15 protein-coding genes are annotated in these 24,840 nt (G+C 51.6%); 12 read left to right on the forward strand and 3 right to left on the reverse strand.

Annotated elements, in window-relative coordinates; translation table 11 throughout:
• Window positions 1–32: 32 nt before the first annotated feature.
• From AC0YNW_RS16910 to AC0YNW_RS16950, 9 genes are all read left to right on the forward strand, one after another.
• On the forward strand, window positions 33–653 hold the full coding sequence (locus tag AC0YNW_RS16910; protein ID WP_475832922.1) for a histidine phosphatase family protein: 621 nt from the start codon (window positions 33–35) through the stop codon (window positions 651–653).
• 10 nt (window positions 654–663) lie between these two features.
• Window positions 664–1,539: a phosphotransferase family protein gene (locus tag AC0YNW_RS16915; protein WP_475832923.1), complete on the forward strand. Its 876-nt coding sequence runs from the start codon at window positions 664–666 to the stop codon at window positions 1,537–1,539.
• 146 nt (window positions 1,540–1,685) lie between these two features.
• Window positions 1,686–3,290, forward strand: coding sequence for a glycosyl hydrolase family 18 protein (locus AC0YNW_RS16920; RefSeq protein ID WP_475832924.1), 1,605 nt, complete (start codon window positions 1,686–1,688; stop codon window positions 3,288–3,290).
• 372 nt (window positions 3,291–3,662) lie between these two features.
• Window positions 3,663–4,478, forward strand: a complete 816-nt coding sequence (locus AC0YNW_RS16925) for a ribose-phosphate pyrophosphokinase (protein WP_475832925.1) — start codon at window positions 3,663–3,665, stop codon at window positions 4,476–4,478.
• A complete protein-coding gene (locus tag AC0YNW_RS16930; RefSeq protein WP_475832926.1) occupies window positions 4,475–5,962 on the forward strand; it encodes a nicotinate phosphoribosyltransferase in 1,488 nt (495 codons plus the stop codon). Before AC0YNW_RS16925 ends, AC0YNW_RS16930 begins: the two co-directional genes overlap by 4 nt.
• A gap of 33 nt (window positions 5,963–5,995) precedes the next feature.
• Complete coding sequence (locus tag AC0YNW_RS16935; protein WP_475832927.1) at window positions 5,996–6,760, forward strand: NUDIX domain-containing protein; 765 nt, start codon at window positions 5,996–5,998, stop codon at window positions 6,758–6,760.
• Window positions 6,761–7,019: 259 nt separating this feature from the next.
• The gene (locus tag AC0YNW_RS16940) at window positions 7,020–7,700 is read left to right on the forward strand and encodes a response regulator transcription factor (protein WP_475832928.1); all 681 of its coding nucleotides are present in this window, start codon (window positions 7,020–7,022) and stop codon (window positions 7,698–7,700) included.
• A complete protein-coding gene (locus tag AC0YNW_RS16945) occupies window positions 7,697–9,454 on the forward strand; it encodes a sensor histidine kinase (protein WP_475832929.1) in 1,758 nt (585 codons plus the stop codon). Before AC0YNW_RS16940 ends, AC0YNW_RS16945 begins: the two co-directional genes overlap by 4 nt.
• The gene (locus AC0YNW_RS16950) at window positions 9,447–9,962 is read left to right on the forward strand and encodes a hypothetical protein (protein ID WP_475832930.1); all 516 of its coding nucleotides are present in this window, start codon (window positions 9,447–9,449) and stop codon (window positions 9,960–9,962) included. The genes AC0YNW_RS16945 and AC0YNW_RS16950 overlap by 8 nt, the downstream gene beginning before the upstream one ends.
• 111 nt (window positions 9,963–10,073) lie before the next feature.
• Here the strand turns inward: AC0YNW_RS16950 and AC0YNW_RS16955 are convergent, their stop codons facing one another.
• Window positions 10,074–16,121, reverse strand: a complete 6,048-nt coding sequence (locus tag AC0YNW_RS16955) for a SpaA isopeptide-forming pilin-related protein (protein ID WP_475832931.1) — start codon at window positions 16,119–16,121, stop codon at window positions 10,074–10,076.
• Window positions 16,122–16,346: 225 nt separating this feature from the next.
• Window positions 16,347–17,489, reverse strand: coding sequence for a response regulator (locus tag AC0YNW_RS16960; protein WP_475832932.1), 1,143 nt, complete (start codon window positions 17,487–17,489; stop codon window positions 16,347–16,349).
• A gap of 200 nt (window positions 17,490–17,689) precedes the next feature.
• Between AC0YNW_RS16960 and AC0YNW_RS16965 the strand changes: the two genes are divergently transcribed.
• Window positions 17,690–18,823 (forward strand): response regulator, encoded by a 1,134-nt coding sequence (locus tag AC0YNW_RS16965; RefSeq protein WP_475832933.1) that lies wholly within the window; start codon window positions 17,690–17,692, stop codon window positions 18,821–18,823.
• A gap of 13 nt (window positions 18,824–18,836) precedes the next feature.
• Here the strand turns inward: AC0YNW_RS16965 and AC0YNW_RS16970 are convergent, their stop codons facing one another.
• Entirely contained in the window at window positions 18,837–21,905 is a 3,069-nt protein-coding gene (locus AC0YNW_RS16970) for an ATP-binding protein (protein WP_475832934.1), read from the reverse strand.
• Window positions 21,906–22,135: 230 nt separating this feature from the next.
• Between AC0YNW_RS16970 and AC0YNW_RS16975 the strand changes: the two genes are divergently transcribed.
• Window positions 22,136–23,470, forward strand: coding sequence for a putative bifunctional diguanylate cyclase/phosphodiesterase (locus AC0YNW_RS16975; RefSeq protein ID WP_475832935.1), 1,335 nt, complete (start codon window positions 22,136–22,138; stop codon window positions 23,468–23,470).
• 18 nt (window positions 23,471–23,488) lie between these two features.
• Window positions 23,489–24,817 carry a nucleotide sugar dehydrogenase gene (locus tag AC0YNW_RS16980; RefSeq protein ID WP_475832936.1) on the forward strand — a complete coding sequence of 443 codons (1,329 nt, stop codon included), beginning with the start codon at window positions 23,489–23,491 and terminating at the stop codon, window positions 24,815–24,817.
• Window positions 24,818–24,840 lie beyond the last annotated feature (23 nt).

Consider the following 24,840-nt stretch of genomic DNA (forward strand, 5'->3'; position numbering starts at 1 on the left):
AAAATTATCCTGTCATAGAAAGAAGGCAGCTTATGAAAACGACCCTTTATTTGACCAGGCACGGGCAGACTGAATGGAATATTGAGCAGAGACTGCAAGGGCACCAGGATTCACCGTTGACTGAGCTGGGCCTTCAGCATGCCGCTTGGCTAAGCGAATCGATGAGCGGCATATCGCTCGATGTGATATACGCCAGTTCCAGTCCAAGGACTCTTCGGACAGCCCAGATATTGCGCCGTGATCGAACAATCGATATTGTGCCGAAAGATGATTTGAAGGAAATCTCTATGGGCAGCTGGGAAGGTCAGTGGAATAGTGTCATCGAGGCTCATTCTCCAGACGACTATTTCGATTCCTGGCACAACCCTCATCAGTATGTGCCGACCAATGGCGGAGAGTCCTACCATGATTTGCAGCGGCGCGTGATTCCTAAGATCCAAGATATTATAGCCTCTAATGAAGGGAAGAACGTCCTGATTGTGACCCATGCCGCTACGCTGAAAGTTATCATGGCCTTCTTCGAAGGCCGGGAGCTGGCTAATTTGTGGCTGCCTCCCATTGTTCATTCGACAGCCTTGTGCAAGGTTGTATGCGAAGATGATCAGATAACAGTGGAGTTATACGGAGATACGTCCCATTACAAAGAAAACTAGGAGGTTTCAAATGGCAGATGTATTAACGGCTATGGACTGGGTAGAGAAGACAGAACAACTGGAGCGCATACTTGGACAAAACAACGCCTTTATAACATCTCCTATGAAACAAGGCTTCGAAGCCGAGGTTGTGAGGCTTCATTCGGATGCATGCGGCAGCTATATCCTGAAAATATGGAATAAGCACTCCAGGCCAGATGTGTCGTTTCAATATCGGCTGCTTAGCGTATTGTTCGAACGCGGCATATCGGTATCCCGGCCCCTCGGTTGGGGCATAGCCTCTGACGGAGCGCATGCGCTGCTCACCACTTATGATGGCATCTCTGTTGACCCGCTGAATCCAGAGAAGATGACGGCGATTGCCGGAATTTTGGGGGAGCTGCATCTGCTTAATCCGCATGACATAGAAGGGCTGAATCTGCCTCAATATGATTTTGTCGGCTACCACTTTCAAGGTTTAGACGGTCATGTCGATATTGCCATTGCACTTCAATCTATTCTTCCGAAGGTTCAAATGAAACAGGACCGAATTATTCACGGGGATTTTCATCCGGAAAATATTGTGGAGGACGGTGAACGCTATACAGTAATAGATTGGACAAACGCTCAGCTGGGAGACCCCAGATATGATTTTGCCTGGTCGTATTTTTTGCTTCGGCTCTATCTGTCAGAGCAGCACGCCCTTCATTTTCGTTCAGCTTATACCACAGCAGCGCATGAATTGCAGCAGCAGGAGCTTGACCTTTATGAAGCGCTGGGCATTCTCCGGTGGATGTTATTGAATCGCAACGGTCACGTATTAGCCAAGCCCGAAGTGTTACAGCAACTAAGCAGGATCATAGCCAGCCATGCGGTCTTGAAGGATTTTGAGTTTCGTAAAAGCTAAGGCTATCTCCCAATTATGAGTCGTTCACCAGTCTATTATTCTATTCATTTTTCCAATCCTGTAACTACTTAGAATAGACTTGCGTCTATTACATGACAGTGATTAGGTTCGATAGATTTTAGAATGATAGGGAGGAACGGGATTATATGTTCAAGAAAACAGCGTTATGGACTATGGCGCTTGTGCTGTTATGGGCTAATAGCGTATTCGCGTACAATGTTCAGCTGCTGCCATTTAAGGATGAAGAAAACGATTATTCCAGGGAGGCAATCTATACGTTGTCGGCGCTTGGCATTATTAATGGCTACGAGGATCGTACCTATCGTCCGAATGTGGATCTATCCAGAGAGGCTTTTGTAAAACTGCTGGTCATGGCTAGTCAGCTGGAGACGGCTGCTCCTGCGGGGGGACTGCCAACGGATGTTGCCAAAGATCGCTGGTCCGCAACCTACATCTCGGCAGCGCTTGAGCATGAATGGCTGGGTGGTCTGTTGGATCAGAAGGGGGCTTTCCTTCCGGCGCAGACGATTACGAGACAAGAAGTGGCGATGTTGGTTGGCCAGTCGCTGCTGGATGCCGAGAAGCCGGAGACGCGCGAGAAGTGGCTGTCCGCGGATTGGAAGAAGGAGCGGGATACCCGCGGCTTTAAGGATCGGGAGGCTATAAGCGAAGCCATGCAGCCTTATGTCTATTATGCGGCCCATCGTGGCATTATGGAGGGGGACGCTGCGGGCTTTAAGCCTGGGGAGCCTCTGATCCGCAAGCAAGCTGCTGCGGTGATTTACCGCTTGATCGACAAGCGTGTATCGGGGAGAAAGATTGATTTTACAGGCTATTATGCACTTCTATCTTATCCAGCCATTCAGCATATGGATAAGCTTGCTGATGTCATTCTCGGCTGGTCAAATCTGGAATATAGCGGTTCGGGAGCTGCCAAGTTGAATACCGGAACAACAGAGTACCGCATACCGAAAGGGTATGAAGAAGTATTGAACAAGGCCGATCAGATTGGTAAGGAGCTGATGGTATTTTACAATCATGCGAATTTGAAAGAATTCTTGAAGGATAAGCCTGCGCAGACCGCTTTTATTGAGTCTCTGGTCGCGACGCTTAACAATCCAGCTTACTCGTTCACTGGGGTTAGCATTGATTTTGAAGGATTGAAGGAAGCGGACAGCGCCGCGGATTTCGTTGCCTTTCTGCAGGATGTGAAGAAGCAGATGGGATCGTCGTACACCTTGTCCGTTGCGGTTCCGCCGATTCATTACTACAAGGGTTATGATCTGGCCACGATCGGCAAGGTTGCCGATTCCGTTATCCTGATGGCTTATGATTTCACGCATAGCGAGAGCAAGCTTCCTTCGGCGCCGTTGCAGCTTGTGAATGATACGGTTCAGACTGCCCTGCAATCCATCCCGAAGGAGAAGCTGGTCATGGGGATTTCGAAGCAGGCCAATCAGTGGATGACAGCGGACGGCGTAACTTCCAAGGTATTCAGGCCGTCCATAGAGGACGTGGAGAAGCGTCTGGCGATGCCTGGTGTGAAGAGCCAATGGATGATGCCGCATTTATTGAACCAGATTACGTTTGCAGATGAGCGGGGAACTCATTTGATCTACTATGAAGACACACAAAGCATTGCCAAAAAAATATGGCTAGCCAAATTCTATGGTCTGAAGGGTGTCTCCTTATGGCATATGGGCCATTATACGGCTTCTGACTGGAAGCTGGTGGGCGAGCAGGCTCGCTGATAAGGCTGGAAAGTCTTGCTCATTTAGTCTTTAGTTGATCAAGGCATCCCTTCAACAAGACAGTGGAGACTAAGTCACAATTGTCCAAATAGGTTTATTGGTTTTTAATGTAGTGTACGTGGCTGAGACAAACGGAGCAAGACCTATCCTGGAGAAGCGATAGCGTTCGCCTTTGTGCCCGGATTCCCCCTTATAACATTGTTCAAGGAATCTGGGCACAACAGCGATCGGAAGGATAGGTCTTGCGCAGTTTGTATTCCAGCCATGAATGAACTTGCTAAAACCATTGACAACATTCAATAATGTCATTATGATAATATCAATATGAGGTTATTAAAAGAGGTCAAAACTAACCGCAGGAGCGTGATCAACATGATCGCATTAAATGGAGAGCAGCTGACGTTCATGACTTACCCGAACGGTGAAACCCGGGTGGATGGTGAGCAAATATTGAAGCTTGCGGAGTCTGAGAATCGAGTCAGCTTCAAATACGAGACCGACGGCGATTTGCTGAAGCTGTTGTTCGTCAAGAGCTTTCTGGATGATCATCGTCATAAGGCTTCACTCATAATCAGCTACATGCCATACAGCCGAATGGACCGAGTCGAAGGCAGCTCCGTTTTCACTTTGAAATATACAGCCCAAATGATTAATGCCATGAACTTTGAGCGCGTCATCATTATAGAGCCGCATTCGGATGTCTCCACGGCGCTCATTCATCGCAGCGAGGCTATCTATCCTACAGGTGATTTGCTTCAGCAGGTGATAGAGGAGACGGGTTTTCAAACAAATAAGGATTATCTGTTCTTCCCGGATGCGGGAGCGCAGAAGCGGTACGGCAAGCTTGGCGGCTATAGGCAGCTCGTTGGTTTCAAGAAAAGAAATTTTCAGACGGGACTTATCGAGCAACTGGATGTTGTCGGAACAGTCAGAGAAACAGGATTCAAGGCTATTATTATAGATGATTTATGCTCTTATGGAGGCACGTTTGTATTAAGCGCAGAACGGCTGCGCGAGCTCGGCGCTTCGGAAGTGTATTTATTAGTCAGCCATTGCGAGGAATCGATCTACGAGGGCAAGCTTCTCGCATCCGGCTTAATCGACCGGGTGTATACGACAGATACGATATTAAGCCAGGCCAGCACGGATCTAATCAAAATGTTCCCAATCGGAGGTATGTACAAATGAACAACACTTACGTATACCCAGCCACACTGCTTTGCGATTTCTATAAAGTAAGCCATAAAAACCAATATCCGAAGGGCACGGAGCTCGTCTATTCGACCTGGACGGCGAGAACAAGCCGCTTAGCCGGTATTGATCATGTCGTCGCTTTCGGCTTCCAAGCCTTTATCAAAGATTATCTGATCAATTACTTTAATCTTCATTTCTTCAACCGGACCCAAGATGAGGTAGTGGGCGAATACAAGCGGATCATTCAGTTTACGCTAGGTGTTGCGGATCCGGATGCCGCTCATATCGCACAGCTTCATGAACTGGGATACTTGCCGATTCGCATCAAAGCGGTCAAGGAAGGCAGCCTGGTGCCGATCAAAGTGCCGATGCTGACCATTGAGAATACAAAGCCGGAGTTCTTCTGGCTGACGAACTATCTGGAAACCTTAATGTCGTGTCAGCTCTGGCTGCCGACGAATAGCGCTACACTTGCATTCGAATACCGCCAAATTCTCCAGGACTATGCGCTGCGTACGAATGGAGATACTGCGGGAGTCCCGTTCCAGGGACATGACTTCTCGATGCGCGGCATGGGCTCGCTGGAAGCGGCGAAGGGCAGCGGCGCCGGACATCTCTTGTCGTTCACCGGTACGGATACGATCCCGGCCATTCTGTATCTTGAAGACCACTATCATGCTAATATGGAGACAGAGCTGGTCGGCACGTCGATCCCGGCTACCGAGCATAGCGTCATGTGTGCGCACGGGCGCGATGAGATGGCCTCGTACCGATATTTAATCAAGGAAGTGTATCCAAGCGGGTTCGTGTCGATCGTATCGGATACTTGGGATTTGTGGAGCGTGCTGGATGTCGTCATTCGCGGGCTTAAGGAAGATATCCTGAGCCGGGATGGCAGAGTTGTCATCCGTCCTGACAGCGGTGATCCCGTCCTCATTCTGTGCGGCGATCCTGACTCGGAGCATCCGTTTGCGCGCAAAGGAGTCATTGAGATTCTGTGGGACATCTTTGGCGGAACGATTACCGAGCGCGGCTACAAGCAGCTGGATAGCCACATCGGAGCGATCTATGGCGATGCGATCACGCTGGATCGCTGCCGGGAGATTTGCGAGAAGCTGGCCGAGAAGGGCTTTGCTTCGACGAACATGGTGTACGGCATCGGTTCGTTTACGTACCAATACAATACGCGAGATACGTTCGGATTCGCGCTAAAGTCGACGTTTACGGTAGTGGACAGCGAAGAACGCAAAATATACAAGGACCCGGCAACCGACACAAACAAGATGAAAAAATCGCAAACCGGCTTGGTCCGAGTCATCGAGCAGGACGGGACAATGACCTTCGTCGATAACCTTAGCATGGAGCAGTATAATCAGTTTGAAGGAACGGATTTGCTGGAGGATGTATTTGTAGACGGGAAGCTGGTTCGTGTGCATACGTTAGCCGATATACGCGCCCGATTGCTAGCGAATTTGTAATCCCAAACCTTATATATATCAGGAGACTGAATCATGAACGAACATTCTATTCCGTATTCGCCCAAAGAATACCGCACGCCGGATGGCGCGCCGACTGATATTGTCGTCTTTACTATTACGTCGACCGAGAAGGCAGGGGCCAAGAAGTCCCTGCCGATTCGCGCGCTGGAAGTGATGCTGATTAAGCGGAAGAAATGGCCGTTCGAGGGCCAATGGGCATTGCCGGGCGGCTTCACGAAGGAGACGGAGACGGTGCAGCAATGCGCTGAGCGGGAGCTCATGGAGGAGACGGGCGTATCCGGCGTTCATCTGGAATACTTCAATACATACAGCATGCCGGGACGCGATCCTCGCGGCTGGATGATCTCCCATGCGTTTTTTGCGCTGGTGCACGAGGCGTATGTCGCGAGCAGAAGAACGTCTGACGAGGCGGCGGATGTCCGGTTAATACCGGTAGAGGATGCTTTAGCGATGGAGCTTGCCTTTGATCACCGTACCATTCTTACGGATGCGCTGGACAAGATTCGGCTGCATATGATGACGACTATCATTGCCAAGGAATTTCTTCCGGAGCGCTTCACAATGAGCGAGCTGTATCAGGTCATCCAGACCGTCGTGCCATCGTTTCAGGAACGCAACTTCATCCGCAAGATTACGTCGACTCAAAGCCGAAAGGGGATAATTGAGGAGGTTCGGGATGCAGAGGGACAATCGCTTATGTCCAACCAATATTCCCAGCGTCCGGCACAGCTGTACCGGTTCACGGACTACGCCCCTGAACTGTCGATATACGGTTAAGCGAGTTGAATCATGCCCGTAATCGTTCCATCATTGGCGGCTGGCAGCCGCCCTTGCTTTAATACTCTCATGCGAGAGTATTTTTTATTTCCGGCCTAAGACACACGTTGTACACAGAACTTCATTATAGTACGTCTTAGGGAAACGGAGGTGCAGGTTCATGGCCTAGCACTGGAGCCGAAGCAAGGTTTATATCAAGGTTTCAATAGGGCAACAATGAGTATATACAAATAGAAAAGGTTAGATTTGGAGTCTTGGTATGAATCGAACAATATTGCTGGTGGAAGACGATGCGCTCATGCGTGAATTTATTACCGATTATTTCAAAAAGGAACAGTGGGATGTCCTGGAGGCAGAGAACGGCAAAGTGGCTATGGAGCTGTTCGAGACGAGCACGGTTGATCTGATCGTGCTTGATATTATGATGCCGGAGATGGACGGCTGGAGCGTATGCAGACGAATACGCGAGCAGTCCGATGTGCCGATTATGATCATGACGGCAAGAACGGATGATGACGATCAATTGCTTGGCTTCGAGCTGGGCGCTGATGAATACGTCATGAAGCCGCTAAGCCCGCGTGTCTTGGTAGCCCGTGCCACCGCATTGATGAAGCGGACAGAAGGGACAGTCGGCCGCGACGGCGACACGCTGATCTTCGGAGGGCTAGCCGTGAACCGAAAGTCACAAACGGTAACCGTAGAGGGAGAGCTTGTGAACCTGGCTCCGAAGGAATATGAGCTGCTTCTATTTCTGATGAAGCATGCGGGGAAGGTGCTGTCCCGTGATTATATTCTGAATGCGGTATGGGGCTACGACTACTTGGGAGACCTGCGTACGGTGGATACTCATGTCAAGAAACTGAGAGCCAAGCTGGGTAAGGAAAGCCGCTATATCGGCACGGTTGTCCGGTCGGGCTATAAGTTTGGAGTCGAAGGATGAGGAACCGCAGCGTTGCGTTTAAACTATTTGTTGTGACTTCGATATTGGTTTTATTTGTTTTTTTGGTCGTTATGGTCGCGGAAGGTCTGTTTTTCGAACGTTTTTACCGGTCTACCAAAATTCACAAGCTAGAGCAAAGCATGGAGCAGTTCGCGGACCGGTACACCGCTGAGCAGCCTAATGGCAGAGAGCTGGCCAAACTTCTTGGCAGCTTTATGAATGATCAGGATGCGAGCTTCTCAATTCTGAACGGACGGCTGGAGCGATTAAATCTGAATCCGTATTTTCTGGAAATGCTGACGGATGGCGGGCAGACGGTCACCATTGTTATTCCAAGGGAGGGATTGACCCGCGAGAGCATTCCGCTGGGGCTGCAGGCCGGGGACCGCTTAACGATTGACGGCATCTTTATGGATGAGCAGGATTCGGTGATGCAGCCTTACACCATTCTTCCGGAGGGGAGCTCCCCCGAGACGGGGCTTGTGAGGGTCAGCGGGGCTATTACAGAATTTCTGCTGCCTGAACAGCGATCGTACAATCCCTATTACCAAGATGCCTTGACCGATGAAGTGCTGAGAGAGTGGAGCGGGATGCATGATTCATTCCTGTTAAGCCTGCGGACTAAAGGCAAGCTCCGAACGGAATGGGTGGACAGTTGGAGCGGAATCCCTTATGTCGTTCTAGTGCATAGCTTGTCGGTAGAGCAGGGCGAACGCTATGTCATGGTCATGACCTCGCTTCAGCCGGTGGGGGAAGCGGTCGGCATTCTGAAGCAATATTCCGTCTTTGTAGCACCGATTATCATTTTGCTCGTGCTCATACTGTCGCTGGTTTATTCCCGGATGGTTTCCCGCCCGCTTATCCAGCTCAGCCGTTCGGCGAAGCGGCTGGCCAAATTGGATTTCTCCGAACAGCCGGATATTCGGTCAAAGGATGAATTTGGGGAGCTGTCGCGAGATATGATCGCGATGTCCACCAATCTGGATGCTGCCCTCAAGGAGCTGACCGCTGCCAATGCCATGTTGTATAGGGACATGCAGGAGAAGGAGAGGACCGAGCAGCTCCGCAAAGAGCTGATCGCGAATATATCCCATGAGCTGAAGACGCCGCTCAGCAATGTGAAAGGTTTCGCTGAAGGCCTGCAAGACGGAGTAGCAGAGGATAAGCGGGAGCGTTACCTTGCTCTAATCGCAAGCGAGGCCGATCGCATGAATACGCTTATTGCAGACATGCTGGAATTATCCAAATTCGAATTAAAGGCCGTTCGTTTGAACCTGAGAAGCTGCTCTCTTCGGGATATGATTCAGCATGCGCTTGATTCCTTCTCTCACCAGATGGAGAGCAAGGGGCTGACATATAAGCTGAGCCTTGAGGATCAGGGAGAGCAGCTGGTACAAGCTGATACGGCCAAGCTGGAGCAAGTCGTATTGAATTTATTAAGCAACGCGATTCGCCATGCCACGGCGCTTAGCGTGATCGACATCACGGTGGAGCGGCGGCTTGACAGCCGGCTTCGCGTAACGATCGAGAATGCCGGATTGCCTGTCGCCGAAGAGGATCTGGATCGGATTTGGGAGCACTTCTACCGGGTGGAACGGTCACGGGACCGCAGGTCTGGCGGAACGGGCCTTGGACTGGCCATTGTGAAACACATTTTGGAGCTGCACGGAAGCGAGTATGGCGTAAGAAATACGTCCCGCGGTGTCGCGTTTTATTTCACATTATTAGAGAGCAGAGGGAACAATCATGAATAAAAAAATAGCTGTTTATGTAGTTGCTGCACTAGCTGCGATGACACTGGCGCTGAGCGCTTGCGGAGCCGCCACGAACAACGAAGGCGGAGGCCCTTCGAGCCCTGCTTCTGGAGCCGCCACGTCGCAGCCGGACCAGCCGGCCAACACGGATAATGGAGATAACAAGGCGGAGGAGAACTCGGATCAGGAAATTTTGATTGTCATTGACCAGACCGACAAGCCGATTGAAGGCAATATGTTTGATTTTGCGGTCAACAAAGTGCCTGAAGGCTTTCAATTGAAGACGATGGAGTGGAAATCGGATAAGAACCATATTAAAAATACGGTAGCGGAAGCAGCCGAGCATGGCGGGAACGGTGAGGACGGCTTCTATATTAGCGGGAACGGACAGTTTTCCGGCTTCATCTATCCGGATTCCATGAAAGGTGAAACAGGACAAGTGATCTTCACCTTTGCTAATGAGAAGGGCCAGGAGCTGACATGGAAGAAGGAGATTACGCTGAAGTAATGTGCGGCCGCCAGTGATACAAACGGCAGCTGGATAAAGAAAGACCTTGCGCATAAGTCTCCGGTTACCCGGAGACCTGCTGCAAGGTCTTTTTTTAAAGCCTTATTTCCATTACGACTGGCTTACGCTGCTGCGCTTCTTGCGGTAGAGCAGCATTGCAGCGCCAAGCAGAACAAGCGCCATGCCGGATAGCGTGTATGGAAGCGTACTGTCTTCGCCCGTTTTCGGGAGGACTTCAACGCCTTTTACGCCTTCGTTTCCGTCATTTTCGCCTGCAACTTGACCATTGCCGCTGCCTGCGGAATTGCCGTCGTCCTCATTGCCGACTTCTCCATTGCCATTGCCTGTCTCGCCGTTATGGCCTGGCTCTGTTTCGTCGGTCGGACCGCCGTCAGGCTGGTCAGGATTACCCGTAGATCCCGGATCAGGTGTGGAGCCGTTACCGCCTTCGGAGTTGCCAGGCTCACCAGAGCTGCCCGGTTCACCGGACCCTGGCTCTTCCGTGCCTCCAGGCTCACCGCCGGATGGCGATTCTTCATCAGGAATGTCGACCGCACGATTATTGTAACAGGCTGTCGCTTCTGCTTCCTCGCCGCCAACGACCTCGAATGGAAGCATATCCTTGATCAAAGCATAGCCATTCGGAGCCTTAACTTGCTTTATATAGTAGTTGCCAGGAAGAAGCTCAGACACTCTGACGGTTCCATCCTTGCCGGTCGTCACTACGATTTCCTTGCCGTTGTTGTCCTTGACTGGTTGCTTATTCTCGTCTAGCACGACGAACTCCGCATCCTTCAGCGGACGATCCGTACTGCAACCTGCGATCGCAATGACTTTGACCGAACCATGTGTCTTTTTGTTAGTGAATTTGAATGCCAATTGCGGCTCATCTACCAGCTCGAATTCGAGCGGAGCGGTTGCCAGGTCATAGCCCTCTGGCGCTGCCGTCTCGATGAAGCGGTAGCTGCCTGCTGTCAAATTCTCCACTTTAATCTTGCCGTTGGCGTCGGTGATTAACCCTGTTTTCACCGGTGCGCCAGCTGCTGTCACCAGATTGAATGTCGCCCCGGCAAGCGGCGTGTTGTCATGCACGTCCAACTTGGTCAGCTCGACATCGCCGCGGTTGATTTCATTCGTTGCCGTTACTTTCACAGCGGCTGCCTGGTAAGCATCAATCGTGAATGGAATCGGCGTCTTGTCCAGCTTGTAGCCGCGCGGCGCTTTCGTCTCAATCAATTGGTAATCGCCATGCGGCAAGTCAGCCAGATAGATCTTGCCTTGGCTGTCCGTTGTCAGCTCACCCATACCGCCTACATCCTCGAATGTTGCGCCATTCTTGAATTGAAGGGTGAAGGTGGCATTGCTCAGCGATTTGGATGGATTGTCCTGGTCCACCTTAAGGAATTCAAGATCCCAGATGCCTTTTTGGTTGGCGATCTTAATCTCCTTGACCGCAGCACCCAGCGTCACTGTCTGTCCGTTCATATAATCGCTTGGAATCAGGTAGCCCGATGGTGCAACAAGCTCTTTCAGCACGTAATCGCCATATTTGTAGTTCTCGAATACGGCTGTGCCATCGGTGCCCGTTACCAGCTCCTTCAGGAGAACGGTTCCGCTGGCATCGTATAATCCGAATTTCGCTCCCTCCAGCAGTTTGCTGGTATCGTCTACGTCAACCTTGATGACTTTCAGGTTGCCTCTGTACGCATTGTTCGTGAGTGTGAATTCAAGCAATTCCTCGTCCACAAGCTCGAATTCAAGCGGATCAGTCCGAAGATAATAGCCTGCTGGAGCAACTTTCTCGATGAATCGGTAGTTGCCTGCTGCCAAATCCTCTACTTTAATTTTGCCGTCGGCATCGGTGACGAGTCCTGATCTCACCGGCACCCCGGCTGCTGTCACCAGATCGAATATTGCGCCTGCAAGCGGCGTATTATCATACACGTCTACCTTAGTCAGAACGACATCGCCGCGGTTGATTTCATTCGTTGCCGTTACTTTCACAGCGGCTGCCTGGTAAGCAAGAATTGTGAATGGGATCGGCGTCTTGTCCAGCTTGTAGCCGCGCGGCGCTTTCGTTTCGATTAATTGGTAATCACCATGAGGCAAGTCAGCCAAGTAAATGATGCCTTGACTATTCGTTGTCAATTCACCCTTGCCGGCCACATCCTCGAATGTAGCGCCATTCTTGAATTGAAGGGCGAATGTGGCGTTGCTCAGTACTTTGGAAGAATTGTCTTTGTCTACCTTAAGTAATTCCAGATCCCAGATGCCCTTCTGGTTGGCGATCTTAATCTCCTTGACCGCTGCGCCGAGCGTCACGATTTGACCGTTCATATAATCGGTTGGAATCAGGTACCCCGATGGTGCAACAAGTTCTTTCAGCACGTAATCGCCATATTTGTAGTTCTCGAATACGGCTGTGCCACTAGTGCCGGTTACCAGCTCCTTCAGGAGAGTGGTTCCGCTGGCATCGTATAATCCGAATTTCGCTCCCTCCAGCACTTTGCTGGAATCCTCTGCGTCAACCTTCACCACTTTCAGGTTGCCTCTATACGCATTGTTGGCAATTGTGAATTCAAGCAAATCCTCGTCCACAAGCTCGAATTCAAGCGGATCAGTCCGAAGATAATAGCCTGCTGGCGCCGCAGTTTCAATGAAGCGGTAGTTGCCTGCTGCCAAATCCTCTACTTTAATCTTGCCGTCGGCATCGGTGACGAGTCCTGTGCTCACCGGCGTACCGGTTACTGTCACCAGATCGAATATCGCCCCCGCAAGCGGCGTGTTATCATACGCGTCTACCTTGGTCAGCACGACATCGCCGCGGTTGGTTTCATTCGTTGCCGTTACCTTCGCAGCGGCTGCCTGTTCCGCATAAATCGTGAATGGAATCGGCGTCTTGTCCAGCTTGTACCCGCGAGGCGCTTTCGTCTCGATCAATTGGTAGTCGCCAAGAGGCAAGTCAGTCAAGTAGATGATGCCTTGATTATTCGTCGTCAGTTCGCCCATGCCGGCCACATCCTCGAATGTTCCGCCATTCTTGAATTGAAGAGCGAATGTGGCATTTCTTAGCGTTTTGGAAGGATTGTCCCTGTCGACCTTAAGCAATTCCAGATCCCAGATGCCCTTCTGGTTGGAGATTTTGATCTCCTTCACTGCGGCATCCAGCGTCACTTTCTGTCCGTCTTTATACTCGCTTGAAAGCAGGTACCCCGTTGGGGCTGCCAGTTCTTTCAGCACATAATCTCTATATTTGTAGCTCTTAAATTCGGCAATACCATCGTTGTCCGTTACCAATTCCTTCAGGAGATTGGTTCCGCTGGCGTCATACAGTCCGAATTTTGCTCCGGCAAGCGGTTTGCTAGAATCGTCTGCATCAACTTTTACAACTTTCAGATTGCCCTTGGAAGCAGAAGCACCGCCGCCTGCTCCGGAGAAGCTGGCCTGGAACGAGCTGGATTCCTTTTCATTAATCGATCCGGAGGATTGTCCGGCGAAGGAAGCGTCATTGCCGATCGTTTCTCCATCTCCTGCGTTAATGAAGGATTTGTACTCCAGCACATATGCGGCATCGAACGATTGCTTGAAGGTTAAGCTGAACGTATTGCCAGCAGCTTGCAGCTCATAAGCCGCTTCCGGCAAGAGTGCTCCCTTTGTCAGATTGCCTTGCTTGTCCGCTATTGTCGTATACAGCTTGAAGGAATCGGTGACCAGCACCTGATTCGCCGACAGCGTATCCGTCAACACAGCACCGGCTTCCACATGGGATTGGCTGCGGTCAATCCAGATCGTCCAGAAGGCGAAGTCCTGATCCGCGCCTGTGCCCTGGCTGCCGATCTTCAAGACGTATTCATCGCCATGCAGTGGACGGACCGTATCCGATTGGCTGAATAGCAGCACGGAAGGTGCCGCCGCATCGAACAGTACCGCTTCATTGGCGTATTGGGACGTTACCGGATGGTTCATCAGGCTTGTCTTATACGTGATGCGGTAAGCGGAGTCGATCGGCTGAGCGAAGATCAGCTCGAAGCCGTCCTTATTGCCCGCCTTCTTAGGCGTAATCGTATAGTCCACTCCAGCCGTTAAGGCGCTGCCCGGCGTTACGTTATCGCTTCCGCCATTCAAGGTAAGCCGCTGCACGGTAATGGAGTTAACATTCAGTGTCTGCTCTCCCGTATAGAAGTCGCGGACAACCGGCTGGTTGATCGTATGAAGGTTGTAGTTCACATCGATCGTCCAGGTGATCTCCTTGGTCCGGGCGTCATATTCGCCCCACTTGCGGCCATTATTTTTGGTATAGTTGTCCGGATCAACGCTTGCGCCTTTCACAATGGCTGTCTGCTTGACGCCGGACTCTTCCCACTCAAGCGAAGCGTTATTGTGATAGTTGGCGCTTTTAATTTGCGCCGGCGTATAGTACGTCGGATCGAACGCCGTCTTGTACGTAATGACATGTTTGCCTGTTAGGCTGTTCGTAAAATCAATAACAATGCCTTCAGCATCCGATGGATCCGGGGATACCGTGTAATCCGTTCCTTTCGTCAATCCGCTGATTGCAATGCTGTTCGCCAGGAACGTCAATCCTTGGTTGGCGAATTTGTCCTTGATCACTACAGCATCCATGGTCTTCAAGTCTTCGTTTAGCGTCAACTGCCATTCGATCGTTTTGTTTTTGTAGTCGACAGCTTTAACGCCTTTGGAGAAGATCACTTGTCTGAACGATACAGATTCCGAGTCTGTTTTGCCGCCGATCATCTCGACATCATTAGTCATCGATTTCGTATCGTCATAGATCCGGTTGATCGACTTGGTCGTATAGCTGATCTCATAGGCCGAATCAATGCCATTGGCGAGGCTCAGCGTAAAGCCGCCGGCATCCGGCGTTACCGTATACTCAGTGCCTTCAGTAAGCGCAGCGCCTGTGCGCGATGCGCTGCCGTTATCGGCGATGGTCATTTTGTACACGGTGAACGATCCCGTATCGAGCGTATGATTGGCCGTATCGAACGTATCCTTGATCCAGGCATCTGCCTGAGCAATGGATTGTTCATTGTAGTTGTAGCGAACCGTCCACTTGACCGACTGTGTTAACCGGTCGTAATTCGCCAGCTTCTCGATTGGCTTGCTGTAGCGAGCCTGTATGCTGGCATCATCGGATTGCGGAGTGGGCAGGTTCGAGCCTCTCACTGTCGCCTCATTGCGATAGGTGGTATCGACCGTGCCTGTAATATGGGTTGCATATTCGACGCGATAAGCGTCGGTAATGTCGCCCATCTCCAGCTCGAAGCCGTCAGCAACGGGTTTAAGCTGGTAGTCGGTGCTTGCGGTCAGCTGGGCTCCCTTGCGGGTAGTTCCGTCAAGCTGAACCTCAAGCAGGTAGACATCCACTGTATCCAGTGCAAGCCCAGTTGGGAGCTTGTCCTTGAAGATGGCATTCTGAATCGACTTCTCGCCCTTGTTGAACTCTACCGTCCATTCGATACGATTCGGGTTCATGCCTTTGTTGGCATTGCCCGTCTTGTCGATCTCGCTGCCGCCTCTGCTCTTGAAGTGGACGGGGATCGTAATTCCCGCAAAGTCATAGACGATATCCTGCTTGGTTCCGCCCGAGAATTTGCCGGCCTCGAATTGTCTCCATACGAAGAAGTTGCCGTCCAACTGCAGGTTATCTTCAATCTCCTGATTGAAGGTGAATGTCACCTGACCGCCCGGTGTGACCTCGTATGTGCCGATCTCGCCATCCAGATCTCCGTTCAGCACCCGATCGGTCCTGAATTTGTCCGGGAGCTGGAACGTATAGGTTGATCCGGCCCCGTAGCCGTGTCCGGCTGGCAGCGACCAGAGAAACTCGATCTCCACGCGCGAGCCTTGATCGGGCCGAATATCCTGAATACGGTCGCCTTTCTCGTCCCTCATCTCAATCGCGGTAATCAGGTTGTCCGTGATGACGCTGGCTGCTGCCGCCGCGAGCATCACCGCATGATCCTCAGAAGCCGCTTCTTCAGAAGCTGCTTCCTCTGCCGGATCTACCGCCTCTACGATCTCCTCTGGCGGATCGACAACGATCGGATCGCTGTCGGCAAAGGAGGTAGGAAGTATGACCTGGAACAGCAGGATCGCTGCGGCCATACATTTTAATGCCTTGCTTCGTAACCTCATGCCTGTAAGCTACACCTCCAAAATATTCTATTGTTCGACACTCATTTCTGGTTGGTCTGACGATGGTAGTCGAAGATTGTCAGAACATCAACCAATATACCGCATACCACTAAATATTTTCTGAATGTAGCCGAACGCCAAAAAAGCCCCCGAGCCTGTAAAAAGGCTGGAGGCAAAGAGCTGAAGGCTCTGCTGCGCGTTATAAAAGCTTGGTTGCAAGCGGAGTCAATCGCCGGAAGCGGCATGCCGCTTCCAATCGGCATACCACTCCATCAGCTCCCTGCTTGGGGCAACGTTGAACGCCTCTTGCAGCCTGCTTACGACGGTATGATAGAGCTTCATCACTTCGCTGGAATAGTTGAGTACAGCGTTTGTTTTCATTAAGCCGAAGTAACCGTCTTCCATGTCGGGAGCCCGATCCAGTATATGCTGATAGATTGTGGCGGCATCGCCATATTGGCCGTTTTGGTAATACCAGTCCGCTATCGGCTTTGCTTGTCGCAGCCAGACAAGACGGATACGATCCCGTTCCCATTCGGCCCAGCTGTAGCGGTGATCGGCCAGATAGTCGCTGCTGTGTTCTCTGCATACGCCCAGATGCAGCTCAAGCGTATCGGCTGTCAGAGGAGGCAGACTGCGGACATGGGATTCCCAGAGCTCGGTATCTACGGCAAGGGAACCCATTGTCAGCCGGTAGCCTCCGTCTTTGTAGATAATCCCCACATCCAGATTGGCCGATTCAATCACCTTGCGTATCTGATAGATTGCGGTATGAAGCTGGGCGGTCGCTTTCTTGGCATCGTAATCCGGCCATAACAAGTCTAGCAGCTCCTGCTTGTTGACTGTGAGCCCGCGACGGTGGATCAGGTAAGCGAACAGCTCCTCCGCCTTCAGCGTCTTCCAGGTGAAGGAGCGGGCTTGTCCGGGGCCGTCCCTGTAATAGAGCGAGGAAAAGCAACATAGTGTTGCCGGTTCCTTAACGGCAGCCTCCGATTCCGAGGGAACGATCGTTTCCCGGGCTCGCTGCATCGTAAGCGACAGGCGGTCGGCAGCTACGGGCTTCAGCAAATAATCGAGCGCGTTAATATCAAAAGCCTTTATGGCGTAATCCTGATAGGCTGTTACAAATACGATGCGGATTTTGGGACGGATGAGCAGCAGCTGTTCTGCCAATTCAAAACCGTTCATCTCGGGAAGCTCAATATCGAGGAATGCAATATCCGGATGCTCTGCTCGCGCCGCTTCCAGCGCGTCATAGGGATCAAGGAAGGCCCCCGACCACTCCAGTTCGCCGCCTGCATGCTGCTTGATGAGCCATTCCATGCGCTGGAGAGCCAGCCGCTCATCGTCTACTATTAGGGCTCTCATATCGTCACCGCCTTTTTTGTAATGATCCTGCGGAAGTTGTCGAACATTAAATTATCATGTCTGGAAGCATCATTCAAGAGAGATGTGGAATCAAGATGATAAAGCAGAAGTATAGATGGTATAATCTTCTTGTCAACTTACAAGGAAATGAATAGATAGTCCTAATAGATGGGAGCAAATACAGAGTAAGGCGGTAGCGTATGAGAGTAATCCTGATCGATGACGAGCGGCTTGCACTAGATTATATGGCTTATCAACTTGCCGATTTGCCGGAGATTGAGATCATTGGCCAACATATCGATCCTCTTGAGGGGAAGGAACAAATCATTCAAAGCGATGTAGACATCGTTTTTTTGGATATTCATTTGCCCGAAATTAGCGGCTTGGAGCTGGCGGAGCAGTTGCTCGAGAAGAAGTCGTACCTGAGCATTGTGTTCGTCACGGCTTACGACGATTACGCTGTGAGGGCCTTCGAGCTTGACGCGCTGGACTACATCGTCAAGCCCGTATTGAAGGAGCGGCTGCTCAAGACCATTAAGCGGCTGAAGGAGCGTCGCGAGTCCGTCGGTGACGAGAAGCGGCAAGCATCTTCCATTCGCATCAAGCTGTTCCGCCAAGCGGAGATTGGGGCAGGCTCGCATCCGTATGAGCTCATGCATTGGCGAACGGCCAAAGCTCAGGAGCTTTTTCTGTATTTGCTCCTTCACCGGAAGGAGCTCGTACGCAAGTCGACTCTGATCGATTTGCTATGGCCGGACGCAGAGGAGTCCGAGAAGGTATATGCGCAATTATATACAACTGTGTATCATGTCCGGAAGGGATTGTCGGGCCTCGGGCGCCACTTTGAGCTGATGAATGCGACGGACGGCTACCGGCTGGACGTTGTGGATGTGCGGTTTGACGTGGAGGAATGGGAGAGCGCGGTGTCCCTTGATCAGCCGCTGACTGCGGATACGATTGACCGCTATGTGATGGCCATGGAATTGTACGCCGGCGATTATCTGCAAGAGTATGATTACTGGTGGGCGGAATCGGAGCGCGAGCGACTGCGGCAGCTCTGGCTGAGGGCATCCCTGCGCATTGCTGAATGGCATGAGGCATGCGGCCAGACAGATCAAGCCATCCTGCGCTATCTGGAGATCGGGCTTCGCCAGCCTGTAGCGGAAGAAGCGCACTTCGGCCTGATGAGGCTGTACGCATCTCAGCGCAATCATGCAGCGGTTAATCGACAATACCGCGTATTGGAATATACCTTGCAAGTGCAGTTGAATGAGCAGCCCAGCCCCTATATTGCGGAATGGTATAACCAGTGGCTCGAACAGAACAGGGAATGAGCGGATGAACCGTTCATTCCCTTTTTGCCGGAATATGAAAACTGACCTCGGTTCCCTCGCCGGGCCTGCTCGTGATCGTTAATCCTCGGCCGTACACCTGCTTTAGTCGACGGTCGGTATTGCGAAATCCTATACCGTCAGCCGGTACGGATTCGTCCAGCAGCCGCTTGACTTTGCCAGGGCTCATGCCCGCGCCGTCGTCACGAACCGCAACCCGTATTCCGCCAGCTTGTTCCTCCGTCTGTATCGTGACGGTTCCTCCGCTGGCCTTCCTCAGAATGCCATGGTTGACTGCATTCTCCACAAGCGGCTGAATAGACAGAGGCGGCACCATCATGCCAGTGTCGGTCCCGATATCCCATTCGATATTCAATCTCTCCCCGAATCGTTCCTGCTCAATATACAGATAAGCCCGGACAAGCTCCAGCTCACGGTCAAGCTGCACGAATCGGTCGGAGTTATGGAAGTCATAGCTGATGCGCAAGTAACGGCTGAATGCGTCCAGCAATTGCTGCATTTTGGCGGGATCGAAGGTGCCAAGCGCGGCCAGCGAATTCAGCGTATTGAACAGAAAATGCGGCTTAATCTGTGCCTGCAGCCACGCCGCTTCCATGCGCAGCCGCTCAGCCATCGACTGCTTCATATCCGTCAGCGCGCGCACCCGGCTTCTCAGCTCCAGGCTGTCTACCGGCTTTGTCACATAATCATTGGCTCCCGCGTGAAAGCCGGTATAGATATCCTCTGGGCTGCTTCGCGCGGTGAGCAGCAGGATAGGCAGCTCGACCATGGAGAAGCGACTGCGTATCATGCGAGTCAGCTCATAACCGGACATATAAGGCATCATAACGTCCGCGATAACCAAATCCGCAGGCTGTTTCTCTAACAGGAGAAGCGCTTCTGAGGCACTGGACGCTTTTACGATGCGATAATGCTCCTGGCCAAGCACATTTTCCACAATATGAAGATTTAGAGCATCATCATCGACGGCCAGCACGACGGGGCGATTAGCTTTCTCCGTATGGCGGGCTTCAGCGGCCTCAATGATGCGATAAGTGGCATCATGGTCTTCCGGCTGTTTTTCCGGTGGTAGAAGAGGCGGCTCCTGTTCAGATGCAGAGGCTGGCAGCGGCGGGACATCCGACTTCGGAAGGGTGAAGCTGAATGTTGATCCCTGCCCAGGAATAGAACTGGCCTCTATGCTGCCTCCATGCAGCTCGACAAGCTGCTTCGAGATGTTCAGTCCGAGGCCGAATCCGCCAGCTGCCCGATCCAGACTGGATTGCCCCTGTTCGTAGGGCTGGAAGATACGGAGCAAATCGTCGTCGGTTATGCCGACTCCCGTATCTGAGACGTGTACGCATACCATCTGATCCTGAACGGACGCACTCACTACAATTTCGCCACTGTCTGTGTATTTAATGGCATTGTGAAGCAGATTCAGCAGCACTTGGACCAGACGGTTCTCGTCCGCCATGACGCGCGGCAGCGAGTCCGGGAAGATCGTTCTGAAGCGGATGGGCTTGCCTTCTGTCATCAACCGCACCATCTCCAGCACACCCATTGTAACGGCCCGCACATCAAGAGGCGCAGTATGCAGCGTAATATGATTCTCCTTCAGCCTGCTAGCATCCATCATATCGTTCAGCAGATAGGACATGCGTTTGCCGATGCTCACAAGTAACTCCAGGTTTTTGGCGTTTCTCTCACCTGGGGGATGCTCTCTATCTTCTTGCATCGACTGAGCGATATTGATGATGCCATGAAGCGGATTGCGAAGCTCATGGGAGGTGCTGGCCAGAAATTGATCCTTGCGCTTGTCATCTTGCTGAAGCTTGGCCGCCAGTTGTCTGCTTTGTTCGCTTGTGCGCATAAATCGCTTGAACCAGAAGGCAGCAAAGCATAGGAAAGCGACAATCAGGTCGATAGGATAATAGACCGGCTGCGAGATGAGTGTCTCGTTGGCTATTGATGCCCATGAGACGTTTAAGATGATAGCTGAGGTGGCAAGCACGAGAAACAACGTATCCGGATCGTATAGAATAGCCTTCTTGAGCGTCCAAAGTGATACGAGACAGGACAACAGCAACAGGCCGAACAACAGGTCAGAGAATTGCAGCAGCAACTGGGACGGAGCAAAAATAATGAATAGAAAAAGTACCGCGCATAATAACTGGAACCAAGCCAGCGAGCGTCTTTTGCCGTTTTGCGGAAAAAGCTGCTTGATTAGCGGAGGCACGACTGCTGCAATCCCCATGTAAGTCAGGAATACGCTTCTGATCCCAAGCTCGAACGGAATGGTCACCCAGTGGAACAATAGCCGGTCATCGTCGACAAGCACGCTGAGGGTTGCCGACAATACAAGCAGGAAGAAATAGAGCAGCATTTTATGGGATGGCCCTATGAAAAATAAAATGATGGCGTATAAACCGTGCAGCAGAATGACCACGCATAAGACAAGCTGCATGGCGATAGATAGATTGCTTTTGAGCAGGATGGCGTCCTGCGTCCCGAACCAGAGCGCCGTCGTGATGCCGCTTTTCGGCACATGGCTGGACATCTGGATAACCAGATCGATGACCTTGGTTCCTGCCGGTAAATCAAGAGTAGCCGGGAGGCTTTTGCCTGCGAATTGTTCCGGCGACTCGGATGGATTGCCGAATTTCTCGATCAATGTCCCATTGGCGTATAGGGCAGAAGCGAATCTTAATTTGCCCGTTCGAATACTGTAGGCTTGTTGCTCATTCTCTGGCAGCCATATGCGCAGCCGGTAGGTGCCGTACCAATACGAAGTATCGCCGTCTGTTGAAAATGCGTCTGTCCAGTCTCCCGGAACCTGAATGTAGGAAGCGGAGTCCATTTTCGGAAAATCTTTTTCCCGCAGATTCATCGGGTAGAATTCCCATTCTCCATTCAAAGGGACCACACGTTTGGAGGAAGGCTGCCAATCACGCAAGTCCAGTTGGCCGCTCTCGGCTTTAGGTTGATGGTGGAACAGCTCAGGGCTGTACCATAGCAAGCGTATGGCTGTAAGTGCAATAACGAATAAGAAAGTTAGGAGCAGCCGTTTTTTTGTCGTCATCATAACACGTCTTTCGACATTTCTTATGAATCTCCTTTTCTGCTGTTGCTATTATATTCGTCCGTTCTCCATTATTCAGCATGTTTTGTTCGCATTAGACATCTTGTTGAGAAATTGTCTAGATATGTTTGTTATGCTTGAATCAGCATTCTATCCAACTCATCATTTACATACAAGGACTGGTCACTATTGTTGTTCTTTATCTTTTATTACTAAGCGCGTTGATCTACATCATGTTGCAAAAGAGAACAAACGCCGCGTTTCGGCAGGAATTGGAGAAGCTGGCTTACCGGGACAGCATTACCGATCTGCCTAATCGCCATGCGATGACTCGTTTCTTCGATCGTTATGAAGTAAATGGCATTGCGGGCGTCTTGTTTTTGGATCTGGATCATTTCAAAGCCGTAAACGATACGCTAGGCCACCATATCGGCGATCAGCTCGTTAAGGAGGTCGGAAGCCGTCTCAGCGCCTTTATTGACGGCCCTCGCCAGCATGTATTCAGAATCGGGGGAGATGAATTTCTCGTGGTGATGCAGGCCGGGGACAAGGAAGGCGCAGAGCGGCTTGCCATAGATATCTTTCATCATATGAAGAAGCCTTTCCTCATTGAGCATAATGAACTCTATGTAACATGCAGTATTGGAATCAGTGTAGGTCCCGTTCAGGATCAAAATCGTCTTACGCTGCTGAAGGCAGCCGATACCGCCATGTACCGGGCGAAGGCGCTCGGGAAAAATCAATATTGCTTCTACAATGAGCAGATTGGCCATGCGCAGGTTCGAAGGCTGGAGCTGGAGAAGGATTTGCGCCGGGCCTTCGAGCAGAAGCAATTTTTTTTGGTGTATCAGCCGAAGTGGAACGTACAGACGAACAGCTTGTCCGGCTTTGAGTCATTCATTCGGTGGAATCATAGCAGGCTCGGCGTCGTACATCCGGATGAGTTCATTCCGGTTGCAGAGGAGAATGGGCTCATTATGCCGCTAACGGAATGGACGCTGGAAGCGGCGTGCTCCCAGTGCAAGGAATGGATGGACAAGGGCATTGACCAGCCGGTAGCTGTCAATGTATCTCTCAGCCTGTTCCGCAATGACAGATTGCTGGAGACAATCAAGGCCGTGCTGAAGCAGACAGGGCTGCCGCCGGACCGGCTGGAGCTGGAGATTACGGAATCTGTCGTGCTGCACGATGTGAACGATATTATGAAGCAATTGACAGGAATCCGGGAGCTTGGGATTCGAATCGCAATGGATGACTTCGGAAGCGGCTATTCCGCGCTTGGCTTGCTGGACCGGATTCCGATCGACTCGCTGAAGCTGGACCGCCTGTTCACAAGCGATATGGACAAGCCTGTCAAGCAGACAATGATTCAAGCCATCGTGCTTATGGCGGAAAGCCTGAATGTCGAAGTTGTGGCCGAAGGCATCGAGGACCCGCAGCAGATGGCGCTGCTCCGGGAATTAGGCTGTCATGTGATGCAAGGCTACTATTATAGCAAGCCGATGCAGGCATCCGCGATGGAGGAATGGCTGAATAACGCGCTACGGACGACGATCGGCAAGACATAGAGGCAGGATGAATGAGAAATGGGGATGAAGCGGATGATGTATACGCGATTAGTCAATCGGGAGACCGCTATTGCAATCATCGGTCTCGGCCATGCCGGCTTGCCGCTGGCGCTGGCCTTCTCGAAGCATGTGCCGGTCATCGGCTATGATGCCCATGCAGATCGAATTGAGCGTTATCGCCAGGGGGTTGATACGACAGGCGATGTTGGTTTTCAGGCTATTCGGGACAGCCAAGTGGAATTCACATCGGACGAGTCCAGATTGGAGGACGCGGAATTCTATATTATAGCGGTTCCGGCGTCTGCCGGGCGGGGTCTTGCCCCGGATTTGTCGCTTGTGCTTGAAGCGAGCCAGACCGTTGCCAGACGGATGAAGATTGGAGCAGTCGTCGTCTATGAATCGACCCTCTATCCGGGCATGATCGAAGAGGCTTGCATCCCCGTGCTGGAGGAAGTGTCCGGCCTGTTGTCCGGCGAGGATTTCAAGGTAGGATGCTCGCCGGGAAGCGGTAGAGGAGACGAATCCACAGAGCCATCCCGCAGGACAGTGAAGAAGATCGTCTCCGGCATGGATGACGATACGCTGGATATCGTAGCCAGCGTATACAGTATCATTGCAGATGGAGGCGTATTCCGCGCAGGAAGCATGAAAGCGGCCGAATCGGCGCAAGCCATCGGGAAAGCCCGAAGTGATCTTCACTTGGCTTTTATGAACGAGCTGTCCATGCTGTGCAATCGGCTGGGAGTGGATACGAAAGCGGCGCTGGAGGCGGCGGGCGTATATGAAGAGGAGCTTCCCATCCGTCCCGGATTGTCTGTCGCACAGAGCGAAGCCGCCGATGCCTGCGATCTGCTGCGACACGCCGAGGCGGCCGGTTATTCATTTCCTCTCCTGCGGGCTGGCCGGCATATTAATGATGGCATGGGCAGATACATTGCCCAGCAATTCATTAAGCAGCTGACGGGACTCCGAATGGATATTCGTTTTGCAAGAGTAGGCATTATCGGATTTTCTACGATAGAGAATGACCCGGATATCCGTCATACGCAAGTGTCTGATATTGTGGATGAGCTGCAGCAATACGGGATTTATCCCATTATTGTCGATCCGCTTGTCGACAGCCGGCTGGCGTATGAGCAATACGGCATAGAGCTGTCCGATTTATCCGCTCTTCATCATCTGAATGCTGTGCTTGTGGCAACGCCGCACCAGATGATCGCGGATATGGACGTTGCGGACTTCGACAAGCTGTTCGGGGACAGCCAGAAGAAGCTGCTATGCGATGTGAAGGGGATTTACAATAGAACGAAATTTGAGCTGCAAGGCTACCGATACTGGAGTCTATAAAGCTAGCATTGCGTGAAAGCGAG

Source organism: Paenibacillus sp. J31R120 (genome assembly GCF_056269225.1).